This window comes from Thermanaerothrix daxensis (genome assembly GCF_001306145.1).
GTDB classification, from domain to species: Bacteria; Chloroflexota; Anaerolineae; order Anaerolineales; family Anaerolineaceae; genus Thermanaerothrix; species Thermanaerothrix daxensis.
In genome coordinates this window covers 133,370-149,449 of the sequence record NZ_LGKO01000006.1, presented here as the reverse complement: position 1 = coordinate 149,449, position 16,080 = coordinate 133,370, and the positions used below count along the sequence as shown (strand labels likewise).

14 protein-coding genes are annotated in these 16,080 nt (G+C 66.7%); 2 read left to right on the top strand and 12 right to left on the bottom strand.

Translation table 11 applies throughout. From position 1 onward, the window contains the following. Positions 1–10 precede the first annotated feature (10 nt). The 6 genes from SE15_RS13325 to SE15_RS13300 all read right to left on the bottom strand — a co-directional run bounded on the left by SE15_RS13325 (position 11) and on the right by SE15_RS13300 (position 6,619). Entirely contained in the window at positions 11–1,666 is a 1,656-nt protein-coding gene (locus tag SE15_RS13325; RefSeq protein ID WP_152965638.1) for a hypothetical protein, read from the bottom strand. After that, entirely contained in the window at positions 1,587–3,113 is a 1,527-nt protein-coding gene (locus tag SE15_RS13320; RefSeq protein ID WP_054522619.1) for a LysM peptidoglycan-binding domain-containing protein, read from the bottom strand. The genes SE15_RS13325 and SE15_RS13320 overlap by 80 nt, the downstream gene beginning before the upstream one ends. Before the next feature lie 12 nt (positions 3,114–3,125). Next, positions 3,126–3,482, bottom strand: a complete 357-nt coding sequence (locus SE15_RS13315) for a histidine triad nucleotide-binding protein (RefSeq protein ID WP_236690043.1) — start codon at positions 3,480–3,482, stop codon at positions 3,126–3,128. A 5-nt stretch (positions 3,483–3,487) separates the two neighbouring features. Beyond that, complete coding sequence (locus tag SE15_RS13310; RefSeq protein WP_152965637.1) at positions 3,488–4,603, bottom strand: polysaccharide deacetylase family protein; 1,116 nt, start codon at positions 4,601–4,603, stop codon at positions 3,488–3,490. Positions 4,604–4,694: 91 nt separating this feature from the next. Next, a complete protein-coding gene (locus SE15_RS13305; RefSeq protein WP_054522617.1) occupies positions 4,695–5,780 on the bottom strand; it encodes an inositol-3-phosphate synthase in 1,086 nt (361 codons plus the stop codon). Between the two features lie 107 nt (positions 5,781–5,887). Then, positions 5,888–6,619, bottom strand: a complete 732-nt coding sequence (locus SE15_RS13300) for a YceI family protein (protein WP_054522616.1) — start codon at positions 6,617–6,619, stop codon at positions 5,888–5,890. 155 nt (positions 6,620–6,774) lie between these two features. Here SE15_RS13300 and SE15_RS13295 point away from each other — a divergent pair, with 155 nt between their 5' ends. Next, positions 6,775–9,021, top strand: a complete 2,247-nt coding sequence (locus tag SE15_RS13295; RefSeq protein WP_054522615.1) for a hypothetical protein — start codon at positions 6,775–6,777, stop codon at positions 9,019–9,021. Here the strand turns inward: SE15_RS13295 and SE15_RS13290 are convergent. The 5 genes from SE15_RS13290 to gatC form a co-directional block, all read right to left on the bottom strand. Continuing rightward, positions 9,018–9,707 (bottom strand): acylneuraminate cytidylyltransferase family protein, encoded by a 690-nt coding sequence (locus tag SE15_RS13290; RefSeq protein WP_054522614.1) that lies wholly within the window; start codon positions 9,705–9,707, stop codon positions 9,018–9,020. The genes SE15_RS13295 and SE15_RS13290 overlap by 4 nt on opposite strands. Positions 9,708–9,720: 13 nt before the next feature. Then, positions 9,721–11,436: a M3 family oligoendopeptidase gene (locus SE15_RS13285; RefSeq protein ID WP_236690042.1), complete on the bottom strand. Its 1,716-nt coding sequence runs from the start codon at positions 11,434–11,436 to the stop codon at positions 9,721–9,723. 32 nt (positions 11,437–11,468) lie between these two features. Continuing rightward, positions 11,469–11,915, bottom strand: a complete 447-nt coding sequence (locus SE15_RS13280) for a hypothetical protein (protein ID WP_054522613.1) — start codon at positions 11,913–11,915, stop codon at positions 11,469–11,471. A gap of 89 nt (positions 11,916–12,004) precedes the next feature. Continuing rightward, positions 12,005–13,483 carry an Asp-tRNA(Asn)/Glu-tRNA(Gln) amidotransferase subunit GatA gene (gene gatA, locus SE15_RS13275; RefSeq protein ID WP_054522612.1) on the bottom strand — a complete coding sequence of 493 codons (1,479 nt, stop codon included), beginning with the start codon at positions 13,481–13,483 and terminating at the stop codon, positions 12,005–12,007. A 3-nt stretch (positions 13,484–13,486) separates the two neighbouring features. Continuing rightward, positions 13,487–13,774: an Asp-tRNA(Asn)/Glu-tRNA(Gln) amidotransferase subunit GatC gene (gatC, locus tag SE15_RS14980; RefSeq protein WP_054522734.1), complete on the bottom strand. Its 288-nt coding sequence runs from the start codon at positions 13,772–13,774 to the stop codon at positions 13,487–13,489. Between the two features lie 230 nt (positions 13,775–14,004). Between gatC and SE15_RS13265 the strand changes: the two genes are divergently transcribed. Next, positions 14,005–15,279: an MFS transporter gene (locus SE15_RS13265; RefSeq protein WP_083461956.1), complete on the top strand. Its 1,275-nt coding sequence runs from the start codon at positions 14,005–14,007 to the stop codon at positions 15,277–15,279. Between the two features lie 25 nt (positions 15,280–15,304). On the opposite strand, the gene SE15_RS13260 is transcribed toward SE15_RS13265, so the two are convergent. Further along, positions 15,305–16,057: a DUF6062 family protein gene (locus SE15_RS13260; RefSeq protein WP_054522611.1), complete on the bottom strand. Its 753-nt coding sequence runs from the start codon at positions 16,055–16,057 to the stop codon at positions 15,305–15,307. Between the last annotated feature and the right edge of the window lie 23 nt (positions 16,058–16,080).

Below are 16,080 nucleotides of genomic sequence, written 5' to 3'. Positions count from 1 at the left end.
CCGCCGCGGCTCAGCGCGCGGGGCGGGTAATGTGGGTTGCAGATGAGGCGCAGGTGCAGGCTTCCACCACCCGGTCGTCCTTCACCAGGCGGCCCTGGTAGGGGGCGCCGCCCGCCTGGGCGCGCCAGCCATCCAGGACGAACGGCAGAGGGCCATCGGCCAGCACCCACTCACCGTTGTACTTGCGGGCCACATGCACGTGGGTGCCCGTGGCCGAGCCGCCTTCGCACGAGGGATGCCCAACCAACGCCCCTTGTTCCAGCCAGGTGCCGACCGGGGGACGGCCCTCGCTGGCAATGTGCAAGTATAACACCACCCAGCCGGTCTGCTCGTGCCCGTCCCCATCCAGGTCGAGCACCACCACGCCTTTCTCCGAGCGCACCACCTGTCCGCTTGCCACCGCCGTGACCCACTCCTCCGAAGGCGCACAGCCGCTCTGCGTGGAAGAGGGCGCAAAATCCAGCGCCGCCAGCGCGCTATCGGGCCCCCAAGCCGAATGCGGCCCGCCGGTGTAGGCCCAGGTGTGGCCGGGCAGGAAGGGCAGGATGAAATCGGGTTGGGTGGTGCCCGGTGGGATCAGCGGCTCCACCGTCCGGGCGCGCAGCCAGGGACTGCCGAACATGCGCTCATACAGGGCCGGGAAGCCGGCATCGCCGTACAGCACCGCCTGCCAGCGTGGATAGGGGTAGAGTTGCGCAAACAAAACCTGCAAGGCCACCGACCCGGCGTTCAGGTTCGGCGCCAGGCGCAGGCTGCTGCCATCCGGGAAGGTCAGCGTGGTCAGCCGCCCCTCACGCCAGCGGTAGTAGCCGATGAAGAGATTCTGCACCGCCCAGGTCAACTGCTTGTAGAGGCCCTTGCGTTCCAGCGCCACATACCCCAGCGGATAATCCACCTTGGCCAGCGAATCCGGCTGGCCGTACACCCAGCCGCTCTGGTACTCCACCAGCGCCAGGAGCAGGCGCGGGTTGACCGAATTCTCGACGGCCACCCGCTCGATCACCCCGGCCCCGGTGTAGGTGCGGTCGGTCAGGTACTCGCGGTAGGCCGCCAGGTAGCCCCCCGCGGATTTCACGAACGCCTCAATATCAAACCCCAGTGCCGAGGGGGAATTGACCACCTCGCTGTCCGGCAGGAGCGCCTGATCGGGGCCCAGGCCATCCAGGCGGTTGGGGATGATCAGCAACTGGCCGGGCGTGATCAGCCCGGTGGCATCGAGCGGGTCGGGGGAGGTGATCTCCTCCGGTGCCACCCCGTAGCGCACGGCCAGCGCGGGCAGGGTATCCCCGGCTTGGGCGTAGTAGAGGATGGGCGGGCGCGGGGTGCCGGCCTCGGTGAGAATGGGGCTGGGCGTCGGCGTGGGCGGCGGTAGGGTTGGTGCCTCGTCCGGCGTGGCCGCCTGGGCCGGCGGCGTTGCGGGGGCGCCGGGCAACCCGGGCGGCGGTGGGGTGATCTCACTGCCGCCGCCGGCACCGCTGTGCCGGGCTGCCGTGGCGGTCAATTCGGCGGAACTCAGGTAGGCCTGCCCGCCGCAGGCCAGCGTGAGAGCCACCCAGCCCAGCAGGATGAGCAGAATTCCCAGGCGCTCAGCGCTGGATCTGATTTTGGGGAATGCGCCGTCCCGAGGCTTCGAGTACCACGCCATCACGCACCAACGTTCCTTCATATTCTACCCCCTTCCCCTGCGAAATCCAACCATCCAGGTTGAAGGGGAGCGGGCCGTCCGCCGGAATCCACTCGCCGTTGTAGCGGCGGGCAATGTGCACATGCGTGCCGCTGGAAATCCCGCCCTCGCAGGAGGGGTGCCCAATGCGCTCGCCGGCTTTGAGGCGCACCCCCGGCGCCACCCGGTCGGCGGTGGCGATGTGCAGGTAGAAAAGGCTCCAGCCGGTTTGCTCGTAGCCGTCTCCATCCAGGTCGAGCACCACCACCGCCGGCTCAGAACGCACCACCAGCCCATCCGCGGCGGCGGTGACCCAGGCATCGCTTTCGCGACAGCCGTAGCGCCCATCCGAGGGAGCAAAATCCAGCGCCGCCCAGGCCGAGCCATCCCCGTAGCCGCCGTGCGGCCCGCCGGTGAACGACCAGGTCACCCCCGGCTCAAACGGCAGTTGGAGGGGCGGCTGGCTCAGGTCCGCGGGCAAGAGCGGCTCAACGGCCCAATCGAAGGGGTAGCCGAAAAAGCGCTGGAAGGTGGCAAACACCCCCTGCTCGCCCACCGCGCGCTCCCACTCCGCGCGCCCGTAGAGCAGGCTGAAGAGGTACTGCACCCCCGCCGTCCCCGCGTTGACCGTGTTGGCCGCCGGGACAATGCTGCCATCTGCCAGCAGAAAGTGCCCCAGCGCGTTCACCCGCCACAGGTAGTAACCGCGGTTCAGATTGTTGGCCGCCCAGGCCAGTTGGCGGTACAGCCCCTTGCGCCGCAGGTCCACGTAGCGCAGGGGGTAATCCTGCCAGGCCGGGTCGGGCTGTGGTTGGGTGACCCAGCCGCTCTGGTATTCCAGCACCGCCAGGAGCAGGCGTGGGTTGACCGAGAAATTGCGCGCGATTTCGCTCACGATCTCCGCCCCGCTCAGCGTTACCTCGCCCAACGTCTCCTGGTAAGCGGCCAGGTAGCCGCCCTGCCCGGCGATCCAGGCGGCCGGGTCGAAGCCCACCGTGGCCGGGCCGTACACCAGTTCGGAATCGGGGATAATCTTGAAGGCCGGGGCGCTCCCGGCGGGCGTCGGCGCCGGGATGACCAGCATCTGCCCCACGTAGAGCAGGTCGGGGTTGGTCAGTTGATTGGCTTCGATCAGTGCATCCAGGCTCAGCCCGTAGCGCGCCGCAATCTGCCCCAGGGTATCGTTGGCCTGGACCACGTAGGTCTCCTCTTCCACCCGCAGGGTGGGGAGCACACGCGGGGGGTCGGGAGTGGGGGTGTAGATGGGCGCGCCCGGCGGACGGGTGGGGGGCTGAAAGGGCAGCGGCGTGATGCCAGCAGGCGTGGTGCCGGCCGGCAGGGGCGATGCCGCCGGCACCCACAGCGGCGCCCGATCCGCGTAGCGCACGCAGGCCAGCAGGGTCAGGCCCAGCCCCCACACCAGCGCGAAGATGAAACCCCGCCGGCGCATGCGTCCTCCCCCTCAGGCGCGGAACGGCATGTGCCGCCCGGCAATGAAGTGCATGTGCAGGTGAAACACCGATTGCCCGGCGTGCGGGCCGGTGTTGACGATCAGGCGGTAGCCGCTCTGGGTGACGTGGTAGGTCTCGGCCAGGCGGCGCGCCACCGTGAACATCCGCCCCAGCGCCGCCTCGTGCCCCGCCTCCACGGCGTTGACCGATTCCAGGTGCACGTTGGGCACAATCAGGAAGTGCAGAGGCGCAATGGGACGAATATCCGGGAACGCCGTCACCAGGTCATCCTGATACAAGATGCGGGTATCGGTCTGTCCCCGTACAATACGGCAGAAAGGACATGCCTCCATCCAGACATCGGTCATGAGTCTCACTCCGCAGGCAAAGGCTCCGCAGCCGAACAATTCTGACGGTACCAGGCCAGTTCCTGCGCACGGCCGGCCTCCGCCGCCGCACGCGCTTCCTCGCCGATGGCCACCGCCGCATCCAGGTTGACGTAGGCCGTGGTGCCCCAGTAGCGCGGCAGGACCATTAACGGGTCGTGCATGGCCTGCTCGGGCGCCCCCAGGGGAATCCAGTTGAACATGAGCGGGCCGCGGGCGTAGGCGGTGAAGCCCAGGTCGTAGCCGGCCTGGCGGGCCACCTGAATGGCGCGCGGGGTGAAGTTACCGCCGGGCCAGATGAAGGCCCGCGGGCGCACCCCCAGGTGCGCTTCCAGCGCCGCAATGGGGCCCTCGATCTCCTGGTGCAGGATCTCCTCGGGTGTGGTCTCGGTGAAGTAGGTCTCCGCATTGTGCAGAAAGCCGTGCGCCTGCACCTCCACCCGGCCGGTCGCCACCAGGTCGCGTATCTCCTGCCATTCCCGTTCATTGCCCACGCCGGTAATATATGCCATGGTCAGCGTCCAATCGTAGGTTTCCAAAAGGGGCAGAAAATGCGTGCGCACCGACCCCTGGGAGCGGTCATCCACGATGATCAGCAGGGAGCGGGGCGGGATGTAGGCATTGTGGTGCAAGAAATCGGCCAGTTGCGCCGTGGTAATGGTCTGAAAGCCCAGTTCGTGGGCGTGTTTCAGGCTGGCTTCCAGGTAGGCGGCGCTGACGGTGATGTTATCGCGGATGGGGCGGCCGCTCTGGCGCACGCTGTGGTACATGAAGGGCACCACGATGGTCCCCGGCGCGGCGTTGCCGGGCGTCCAGCGCAGGCGCAGGTAGGTGCAGGCATCCAGGTAGGTCTGCGGGGTAACCCCGCTCAGCAGCAGGCGGGTCTGGAAGGGGGGCAGCGGGGTGGCCGTGGGAAGCGGGGTGGGAGTGGGCGATGGGGCAGTGGGGGTGGGGGTGAGTGTGAAAAGGGCGGAAGACGGGCCGGCGCTGGGCTCGGCCGTGGGGGTGGCGGCCCGAGTCTGCGACGGGGGCGCCAACGCCGTTGGGGTGGCCACGGGGGTGGCCCCCCAGGCCGTGGCACAGGCGCTCAGCCAGAGGCTCATCACAAGCCAGAGCGCCCATCGGCTGGGTCGCCCGTGCCGGCCCACAGGAGAGGAGAGGAGATTCATCACCGCGAACGGGTTGAATGCGTCGCTACACCTTCTCGCCACGGATGAAGGCCTCGGTCATCTCGCGGGCCACCTCATCCTTGAACTGCTTGGGCGGGGTCTTCATGAAGTAAGCCGCCGGGCCGTAGAGCGGGCCGCCAATGCCGCGGTCCAGCGCCAGTTTGACACAGCGAATGGCATCAATGACCACCCCCGCCGAATTGGGCGAGTCCCACACTTCCAGTTTGGCTTCCAGGTTGAGCGGCACCTCGCCGAAAGTGGTCCCCTCCATGCGGATGTAACACCACTTGCGGTCGGTCAGCCAGGGCACGTAGTCGCTCGGCCCAACGTGAATGTTCTCTTCCGGCAGGGTGTAGGGCAGCATACTGGTCACCGCGCCGGTCTTGGAGATCTTCTTGGATTCCAGGCGCTCGCGTTCCAACATGTTCAGGAAGTCGGTGTTGCCGCCGAAATTCAACTGGTAGGTGCGATCCAGACGCACCCCACGATCCACAAAGAGGCTGGTCAGCACGCGGTGCAGAATGGTGGCCCCCACCTGGCTCTTGATGTCGTCGCCGATGATGGGCAGATTCTGCTCGCGGAAGCGCTTGGACCAGTACTCGGAACTGGCAATGAACACGGGAATGGCGTTGACAAAACCGCACCCGGCATCCAGCACCTGCTCCACGTACCACTTGGTGGCCATCTCCGAGCCGACCGGCAGGTAATTCACCACCACATCGGTGCCGGTGTCTTTGAGGATTTTGACAATGTCGGCGGTGGGGCCGGGCGCCTTGCGCACGATCTGGCTGAGATACTTGCCCAGCCCATCGTGGGTCATGCCGCGGTAAACCGGCACGTTGAGGTGGGGCACCTCGCAGAATTTGTAGGTGTTGTTGGGGTAGGCGAAAATGGCCTCGGAAAGGTCCTTGCCCACTTTGGTGTCCACCACATCGAAGGCAGCGGTAAATTCAATATCGCGGATGTGGTAGCCGCCCAGATTGACGTGCATCAACCCCGGGATGCGGTCGGTATCGGCCGCGTTGCGGTAAAAATAGACCCCCTGCACCAGGGAGGAGGCGCAGTTACCCACGCCAATGATGGCCACGCGGACTTTTTTGCCTTCACTCATCGGTCATTACTCCTGCACGAAAGTTATTATTAGATCATCAAAGGGCGCTGTGGAATCAGCACCCTTTGATTATACCCTCCGCAGAGGGGGAGCGGGAGGGCGGTTTTTTACGGCCGGGCCACAAACTTCAGAGTCAATTTCACCTCGTCCTCGGTGCGCAGGATGCCCACCAGGTCAATCGGACCGATACCGAAATCGCTCATGCGAATGGTGGTGGTGGCCGTACCGCTCAGCGTCTGGCCTTCCAGCCGTGCCGTCACCTCAAAGGTGACCGGGCGGGTGACCTCGCGCACGGTCAGGTTGCCGCTGACGCGGAAGGTGTAGTCCTGCCCCTCGGCGTAGGTGGTGGGCAGGCCCTCCACCGCGGTGGGGGTGAAGGTGACGATGGGGTAGCGCGCCGATTCGAGGGCATTGTTGCGGATGTAATTGTCGCGGCGGCTGCTGTCGGAGCGCAACTGGCTGACATCCACGGTGATCGGCCCCAGGCGGCTGGCCGGCGGGTCGGCCAGGTTGGCTTCAATCTGGCCCTCCACGGCGCTGGTGACGCCAACCGCCACGTTGAAGCGGTTGTTCTGGTTGAAGAAGGTCTCGCCCACCTCGTAGGTGGCCTGCGATTCACCGGGGACGATCTTGAACACCACGATGCCGCCCCCGGCGGTGGGAGCCGTTGGGGCAACCTGCGGCGTGGCGGTGGGGAGCGGGGTGGGTGAGATGGCCGCGGCAGGGGTGGACGTGGGGGGCAGGGGCGTGGGAGTCGGCGCGGGGGTAGCGGCAGGCGCACAGGCGGCCACCAGCACTCCCATCAGCACCCCCAGGGTCACGAGCAGCGTGCGTTTCATAACACCTCCGTTTTCCTTCCAATCCGAATGGAGCGCCAATATTGGCACAAAGTTTACCATATTTATAAACATATCGTTTGAAGATTGCATGAAGATTTTCGCCGCCACATGCCCGACCCCAACCCCGCGCTTGCCCAATCGGTTAAAATCAATGTATGGATATCAGCGCCGAGCCATATCTCATCGGCAGCGGCCGCCTCCCCACCCTTCCCCTGCAACGCTACCTCCCCCGCCTGCCCGAAGACAGCCTGGGCCACTGGTTGCGAGCGCACGTGCCGCCCGGCGCCTGGGTGCTCGACCCGTTGGGCCTGCATCCCCAGGTCAGCCTGGAAGCCGCCCGGGCGGGCTACCGCGTCCTGGTGGCCTGCAACCACCCGCTGATGGCCTTCATCCTGCAGGTGCTGGCCCAGGCGCCCCCGCTCGCGGCTTTTCAAGCCGCGCTGGCGCACCTGCTCACCTCCCGCCGCGGCGACCAACGCCTGGAAGTCTATCTGAGCGCCCTGTACCAGACCCCCTGCCCGCGCTGCAAAGCCACCATCCCGGCGCGGGGCTTCCTCTGGCAGCGCGGCGCCGCCCAGCCCTACGCCCGCCTGCTCCACTGCCCCCACTGCGGCGAACAGGGCGAGCACACCCTGGCCCCCGAAGACGGGCAACTCCTGGCCCAAATCGGCCATGCCGCCCTCCACCGCGCCCGCGCCCTCGCTCGCATTGCCACCGAAGCCACCGGCGAAGCCCGCGCCGCCGCCGAGGCCCTGCTGCGCTTCTACCCGCCCCGCGCCCTCACCGTGCTCTTCACCCTGCTCAACCGCATCGAAGGGCCGGGAGTCACCCCCGAGCACAAGTCCCTGCTGACCGCCCTGCTCATCTCGCTGTGCGACCGCGCCACCACGCTCTGGCCCTGGCCCGAGACCTCCCTGCGCCCGCGCGCCCTGCAAACCCCGCCCACCTTCATCGAGCACAACCTGATGCTGGAACTGGAGCACAGCCCGGCCGCCTGGACGGCAGGGACAACTCCGCTCCCGCTGACCCACTGGCCGGACCTGCCCCCCGAAAGCGGCGGCATCTGCCTCTTCCGCGGGCGCATGCGCGCGCTGGCCGCTCAGCCCCACCTGCCCCCCGTGCGCGCCGTGCTGGTGGTCATCACCCGCCCCAGCCCGGCCTTTTGGAGCCTTTCCACGCTGTGGAGCGGTTGGTTGTGGGGCGAGGAGGTCGCGCGCCCCCTCTACCCCCTGCTCAACCCGCGCACCCAGTCCTGGCACTGGCTGGCCGGCGCTCTGCAAAATGCCCTGCAGCCGGCCCACCGCTGTGCCGACCCCGCCGCACGGCTGTGGTTCTTCGGCGATGAACTGACCCCCGCCACCGCCCTGGCCGGCCTGCTGGGGCCGCATGCCTCCGGCTGGGGATTGGTGGGGCTGGCTTTCGACCCGGATGCTCCCGCCGTGCAGAGCACCTGGCAGGCACGCTTACCCGCCCCAAAAGAAAATTCGGAGAACCCCAAGACGGTGCTTCAGCAGGCCGTGCGCCGCACCCTGGCCGATTTCGGCGAGCCCGCCGATTACCTGCCGCTCTACCTGGCCGGCTTGCTGGCACTGCTGCGGGCGGGCCTCCTGCCCGCGCACCTGGGCGATCTCACCCCAGGCTACGCGGCGCGCTTGCAGGCCATGCTGGATGAGGTGCTGGCCGACACCGGCCTGGTCACCCGCCTGCACGCCCGCGCCGAGGGCGAAAGCGGCCCGCGCTGGTGGCTGGCCGAAACGCCCTGGCAGGGCACCCCCCTGGCCGACCGGGTGGAAAAAGCGGTGCTTTCCCTCCTGCTGAACCAGCCGGAAGTGACCCGTGAAGACCTGGCGCAGGCCCTCCGGCGTGCCTTCCCCGGCTGGGTGACCCCCCGGCAGGCCCTGGTGCAGGCCATCCTCACTTCTTACGCCCAGCCGCTGGAAGCCGACCCCAACCGCTGGCAACTACGCCCGCAGGAACAGCCCGCCCAGCGCCGCCGCGACCTGAACGCCGTGACCCAGGCCCTACGCCGCCTGGCCGAGCGCCTGGGCTACCGCGTCGAAGGCGAGACCCCCCTCCTGTGGGTGCACCCGACCAGCGCCGAGGTGAGTTATGCCTTCTACGGCCTGGCTTCGGCCATGGTGACGCGCTTTTTACAGGCCCCGCACCCCACCGCGCGCCATCACGTGCTGGTCCTGCCGGGCAGTCGCGCCGGCCTGCTGGCCTACAAAATGCAGCGCGACCCGCGCCTGGCAACCGCTCTGCAACGCGGCTGGCACGTGCTCAAGTTCCGCCACCTTCACCACGTCGCCGGTCAGGCCGACCTGAGCCACGACCTGTGGGAAGCCCTGCTGGATAGCGACCCGCCCCTCTGGCGCGAGACCGCCCAGATGAGCATGTTCTAACCGGCCTGCCCCTGCACACGCTGGCGCAGCAGCAGATCGGCAATGGTGAAATCCAACGGCTCGTCAATGTCCAGCGCCTCTTCACGCGGGATCTCGAAAAGGTAGGGGCGCTCCCCAATGCGGTTGCGCCGCTGGATCAGCGTCTGGCGCGTGAAGAGGTAAATGCACGAGTTCTCCTCGTACACCGGCGGCAGGTCTTGCGTGCGCAGCAGGATGTTGGGGTTGTGGTTGATCGGGCGCGCCAGTTGATCCCACAGGCGGGTCTGCACGCGCGTAACCCCAAAGAGGCTGTCGTAGGCCGGGTAAAGCCCCAGCAGGGTCTGGATGGCACGCTCGATCGTCTCGGCGCGCAAAAGCGGGTTGGTGCTGTGGGTTTGCAGGTAAAAATCGGCCTCCACCAGCGCCGTATCGTGCATCAGAATCTCGTTCATCGGCACGGCATCCCCGCGCAGGTGCTCCGGGCGCTCGATGACCATCACCGTGGGGAAGTGCTCGCGCAGTCCGGCGATGATGGTGGGCGAGTCGGTATCCACCGCAATCCGGTGGATCGAGGGGCAGTTCAGCAGCGTTTCCAGGATGTGGTGAAAGAGCGGTTTGCCGGCCAGGGGGCGGTAGTTTTTGCCCGGCACGCGCTCGGAATGGTGGCGCATCGGCACCAGGGCCACAACGGTAGGGCGTTCGGTCATCGGCACTCCCTCCTCAGGCACTGCGCTCCCAGGTCTGCATGGCCGCGTGCATGGCCGCGGTCACCTCGCGGAACACCCCCGCCTCGAACGACAGGCGCGCGCCTGCGGTGCGGTAGAGTTCGGGCAGGGGGCGACTGCCCCCCAGCGCCAGGGCGCGGCGGTAGGCCGCCACCGCCTCCGCAGGGTCGCGTTGAGCGTTTCGCCACACCTGCAGGGCGCCCAACTGGGCCAGGCCGTATTCCACGTAGTAGAAAGGCACCTCGTAGATGTGCAGTTTGCGCTGCCAGCCGGTCTTCATTTCATCGTCCAGGCCGCTCCAATCCACGCCGGCCATGAAGCGCTCCCACAGCGCCCCCCAGGCCGCATCACAGCGGGCCGGGTCCACCGCTTCCTCCGGGTGGGTGTACGCCCAGTGCTGGAAACCATCCACCACTGCCATGTAAGGCCAGAAGAGCAGCGCGCCTTCCATTTGATTGAGGCGGGCGCGGTCGGCGTCCTCCGCCGAGTAGAACCCGCCCTGCGCCGCTTCCAGGTAGGGCAGGGTCAGGTACTCCATGCTCATCGAAGCCACCTCGGCGAACTCCATGGGGATTTCCAGCAGGTGCACCAGGCGGATGGGTGCCGTCTCAAACACGTGGAAGGCGTGTCCGCTCTCGTGGACCAGGGTGCTCACGTCGTCGTGGATGCCCACTGCGTTCATGAAAATGAAGGGGCGGCGCTGAATGGCAAATTCGGTGCAAAACCCGCCGGGGGCTTTGTTCTTACGGTTTTCCAGGTCCAGCAGATTTTCGCGGCGCATGGTCTCGAAGTAGGTCGCCAAGGTGGTATCCAGACGGGCAAAGATGCGCGCGGTGCCGGCAACCAGTTCCTCAACCTCGTTGAAGGGCTTCAGCGGCGGACGCCCCAGCGCATCCACCTCGGTATCCCAGGGGCGCAGGTGGGGCAGGCCCATCTGCCGGCGGCGCTGCTCGTAGCGGGCTACCGCCAGCGGCACCACCACCTCGGCAATGGCCTCGCGAAAACGCTCGCAATCGGCGGGGGTGTAATCAAAGCGCAACAACTGCTGCCAGCGGTACTCGCGGTAACTGGCGAAGCCGGCGTTGTGGGCGATCTGCTGGCGCAGGCGAAAGAGTTTGACCCACAAGTCGTTCAGCGCCTCGCGGTCGGCCAACTGGCGCTGGGCCACCTGCCGCCAGGCCTCCTCGCGGCGGGCACGGTCGGTTTCCTGCAACAGCGGGCGCATCTGCTGGACGGTGCGCTCCTGACCCTCCCACTCCACCGTTTGGGCCCCCAGAATGCGGTCGTACTCCTGAATCAGTTTCTGCTCCTCGGCCAGCAGGGGCAGGTTCTCCTCGCGGAAGAGCGCCACCTCGGCGCGCATGTTGCGCAGGGGCATCTCAAACCCTGCCGGCTCCAGCCCGCTGGCCAGCAGTTTCTGCTTCAACGCTTGCTCGGCGGCCATGGCCCGGGGAAACAGATGGTCGAAGAAGGCCTCCAGGCGCTGGCGGGCCACTTCGTCGGCGGTGTTGACGGCAGTGGCCACGTGCAGACGACTGCGCAGTTCCATCAGGCGCTCATCCAGCGCCGACCAGTCTTCCAACCAGGCCTGCACGTTCGCGGCGTTCAGAGGGCGCTGCTGCAGGTCCTGGTAGTACGGCTCAAAATCCTTCCACTCCCAGGTAATCAGGGTTTGCGGATCGGAGGGCAGGGCATTCCACATCATGCGCATGGGCTCCTTCTCAGTTGGTGATGAAGTAAAGGTCACAGGCGGGCCAAGGTGGTGACAAACGGCACCTGGTCGAACATCCAGAACGCGAGGGGCAGGCCCAGCCCCAGGCTGAGGCCGGTGAGCAGCCACGCCATGCCCATCCACAGCAGGCTGAACCACCAGCCGATGAGCAGGAAGTAAGCCGCCCGCACCAGGAAGGGATATTGGGGCAGGTCGCGGCGGCGCAACAGCACCCGCCCATTGACCACCACCACCTGCGTTTCGCGGCGCACCGGGTGCAGGGTCATGATCACGGGCAGGCGGTTGAGCAGCCACAGCCCCAGCGGCAGGCCGATGATGGTAATGTTGAGCACCCAGGCGATCAGCGTGACCGCCCCGCCCACCCACAGGCCGATGAACACGAAATACAACAGCCGAATCAGGCAGCCGGGGCCGCGTTCTTCGGGTAGAACCATCACCGGAGGTTGGGTCTGGCTCATGGCGCATTCTCCTTACTAAGGCCGGTAGTGCTGACCACGGCGGTCAGCCCCTATATCTACGCAGCCGCGCGCCGGGGGTTGCACCGGCTTCACAGCAGGGGTGGCTTGCGCAGATGCCAATCGGTGACCTGCTGGTAAGCATGGGCCACCCGGAAAAGCACCTCCTCGCGGAAGTGCGGCCCCATCAGTTGCATGCCGATGGGCAGGCCGCGGCCATCCAAACCGACCGGGAAGGCCAGCCCCGGCACCCCCGCCAGGTTGGTGGGCAGGGTGAACACATCTTCCAGGTACATGGCCAGGGGGTCTTCGGTGTGCTCCCCCAGGCGGAAGGCCGTGGTGGGGGCCACCGGCGCCGCAATCACATCCACCTGCTCGAAGGCGACTTCAAAATCGCGCTTGATCAGGGTGCGCACCTTCTGCGCCTGGCCGTAGTAGGCCTCGTAGTAGCCCGCAGAAAGGGCGTAGGTGCCCAGCATGATGCGCCGCTTGACCTCGGCGCCGAAGCCCTGCCCGCGCGTGCGCCGGAACATCTCCCACAGGGCGTCGCTTTCCACGCGCAGGCCGTAGCGCACACCATCGTAGCGCGCCAGGTTGGCCGAAGCCTCCGCCGGGGCAATCAGGTAGTACACCGGCAGGGCGTACTCGGTATGGGGCAGGCTGACCTCGTGGACGCTGGCGCCGAGCGCCTCCAGCACGGCAATGGCCTGGCGCACGGCCTGCTCAACCTCGGGCTGCAGCCCGCCGATGAAGTACTCGCGGGGCACGCCCACGCGCAGCCCGCGTAAATCGGGCTCGGCAGGCAGTTCAATCGGTGGGACGGGCACATCCAGGGTGGTGGAATCGAGGGGATCGTGGCCCGCCATGAGGTGAAAGAGCAAGGCCACATCGGCCACATTGCGCGCAAATGCGCCCGCCGTATCCAGCGAGGAGCCGTAGGCCACCAGCCCGTAGCGCGAGACGCGCCCGTAGGTCGGCTTGATCCCGCTCACCCCGCAGAACGAGGCCGGCTGGCGCACACTGCCGCCGGTATCGGTGCCCAGCGCCGCCGGCACCATGCGCGCGGCCACCGCCGCGGCACTGCCCCCGCTGGAACCACCCGGCACCCGCTCGGTATCCCAGGGGTTGCGGGTGGGGCCGTAGGCCGAATTTTCGGTTGAAGACCCCATGGCAAACTCATCCGTGTTGGTCTTGCCCACCACCACCACGCCGGCATCCAGCAGGCGCTGCACGGCAGTCGCGGTGTAAGGGGGCACAAAGGTCTCCAGGATGCGCGAGCCGCAGGTACAGCGCACGCCCTCCAGCGCCAGAATGTCCTTGACCGCAATGGGCAGGCCCAACAGCGGCGGCAGGGGCTCATCGGGATGATGGCGGGCGGCAGCGCGGCGCGCATCCGCGGCCTCGGCCTGCGCCAGGGCGCGCTCCGGGGTCAGGGTGATAAAAGCATGCAGGACGGGTTCCAGGCGCTCGATCTGCGCCAGGCAGGCGCGCGTCAGGTCCAGGCTGGAGACCTGTCCTTGCGCCAGCGCTTCCAACGCCTGGTGCACGGTGAGATCGGTCAGTGCGGTCATGGGCTACTCCAGCACAGGCGGCACGCGGAACTGGCCATCTTCGACCTGGGGCGCATTGCGCAGCAGATCTTCGCGGCGGAGGCCGGGGCGCGGCTCATCCGGACGCAGCACACTGCGCGGCGGCAGGACACTGGCCGTGGGCGGGATGTCCGCCGTATCCAGCGCCTGCAGACGGGCGGCATACTCCAGGATGGCCGAGAGTTGCTGGCGGTAGCGCTCCTTTTCCTCTTCGCTCAGTTCCAGGCGCGCCAGATGGGCAATGTGTTCCACTTCTTCACGTGAAAGGCTCATGCCCGCAATTATACGCGATTCTGCGCCGGCACGCAGGCGTGTTCTGGCCGAAACCTGCCCCTCCCCAAAGCCGGCCGGGAAGAGTATTATGCTTCTATCCTCAACACTCTGACGCGGAGGCGATGAGGCCCGCCCCGCACGAAGCATCACAAATTCGGAATGACCGATGATAGCCTCTACCCATTCCACGGTAGAGGCCTTTTTTATTGGCTTCGAATTTGGAGGTTCCCATGACACCGCTCTCGGCTTCAGCCCAAGCGTCGCAAAGCCTGACTTCCGCGCTGGCACTGCGCTTTGTCTTGCTGCTGGGGGGCGTTAGTTTGCTGGCCGATATGACCTATGAGGGAGCGCGTAGCATCAATGGGCCCTTCCCGGCATTGCTGGGAGCCAGCGGCCTCACCGTGGGGGTAGTTTCCGGAGTGGGCGAACCGGTGGGGTATGGGCTGCGTCTGGTTTCGGGCTACCTGGGCCAGCGCACCCGGCGCTACTGGCTGATCACGCTCATCGGGTATGCCCTCAACCGGCTGAGCGTGCCGCTCCTGGCCTTGAGCGGCCACTGGGGCGTTGCCGCCCTGTTGAGGATCAGCGAGCGCATCGGCAAGGGCATCCGTGTGCCGCCGCGCGATACCATGCTCTCCTTTGCCACCCAGCCGATGGGACACGGGTGGGGCTTCGGCCTGCACGAAGCCCTGGACCAGATCGGTGCCATCCTAGGGCCGCTGGTGGTGGCGGGCGTCCTGGCCTGGCAGGGGAACTACCGCCACGGCTATGCCATTTTGACCCTGCCGGCCCTGCTGGCGCTCAGCGTGCTCCTGGTGGCACGCCGGCTCTACCCCAACCCCCGGGCGCTGGAAACCCCATCCCCAACCCTGCGGTTCGGTGGCTTCGACCGTACCTTCTGGATCTACGTGCTCGCTGCAGGTGGCATCGCCACCGGCTTTGCCGATTTTCCCCTCATCGCCTACCATTTCCAGAAAGCCGCCGTCGTCCCGGCCACCCTGGTGCCCGTCTTTTACGCCCTTGCCACGGGGGTAGATGCCCTGGCGGCACCGCTCTTTGGCCGCCTTTTCGACCGCCTCGGCCGGGTCACCATGGTCCTGGCGGCCGCCCTCACCGCTTTCTTCGCCCCGCTGGTTTTTTTGGGCGGCACGGTCAGCGCGGCGGTGGGCATGGGGCTGTGGGGGGTGGGCATGGGCGCCCAGGAATCCGTCCTGCGGGCCGGCGTGGCCGAGATGATGGTTCCCGAACAGCGCGCCCTGACTCAATTCCGCCGCACCTGGGAGACCAGCCGGGTAGAGCACCTGATGAACTCACAACTGCTCTACGTCACCGAAGAAACCCCCGTGCTGAAAGCTGCCGAAATCATGATCAACAGCGGGAAGCACCCCCTGCCGGTCCTCCGCGAGGGGCAGATCGTGGGGGTGGTCACCCGGATGTCCCTTGTGCGCGCCGTTCTGGAAAGCCGGGAGGCGGAGGAACACACCGGGCAAGAAGCGCGCGGCTGATTCGGCGCCTGCCCGCCGCGCCGCTCTAACCGGGCTTTCGATGGAGCAGGTCCGAGGGAGCGTACCCGCTGAAAAAAGCCAGATTTTCCTGCCAGGCGCGCTGTTCGGCCTCGCTCATCGGCTCATTGCGGTACTCCCAGGCATGTTTGCGGATGTACTCGCCCATGGCGGCGATCTGGGCATCCAACCGGGCCAGGCGCGTTTGGAGCACAAACCTCACCGCCTGGGGGTAGGTCTCTGCCAGGGTCAGCGCCAGCCGCAAATGGCGTAAACACAGTCCGTCCGATTCTCGGTAAAGCGGTTGCCAGTCCTCGGCCTGGTGCTCCAACGCCTCCAACAGCCCGGCCAGGGCGTTGCGGGCGCTCGATTCAGCCGTGGTGCAGATGGGGCAGGCAGGTGGAGAAGCAGGACTCCGCCGGGGGGTGCGCAAGCGTCGTAAAAAGCGCACCAGACGCCCGCGTGGTCGCTCGAGGCGCGGGAGGTGTTCCAGGACCCGCGCGAGTTCCTGGCGCACATACAGGCTGAGCGATTCATACAGGATATTGGTGCCCAACCAGTCGTTGAACATGGCCTGCTCTACCTGCGCCACCAGGCGCGTATGGGCCGGGCAGTAGCCCCAGGCGGCCAGAAACGTTTGACGGGTGGCCGGGTCGTTAATATTCTCCCAGTGCAGGCTCTCCACGTAGCGCCAGGCCGCCCGATCGTAGATTTTACAAACGGGGCACCCCGGCTGATTTAACAGGGTTTTCAGGTCGAAAACAGCGCTCAGAAACGACATGGACCTCTCCACTCTCTTAAGCA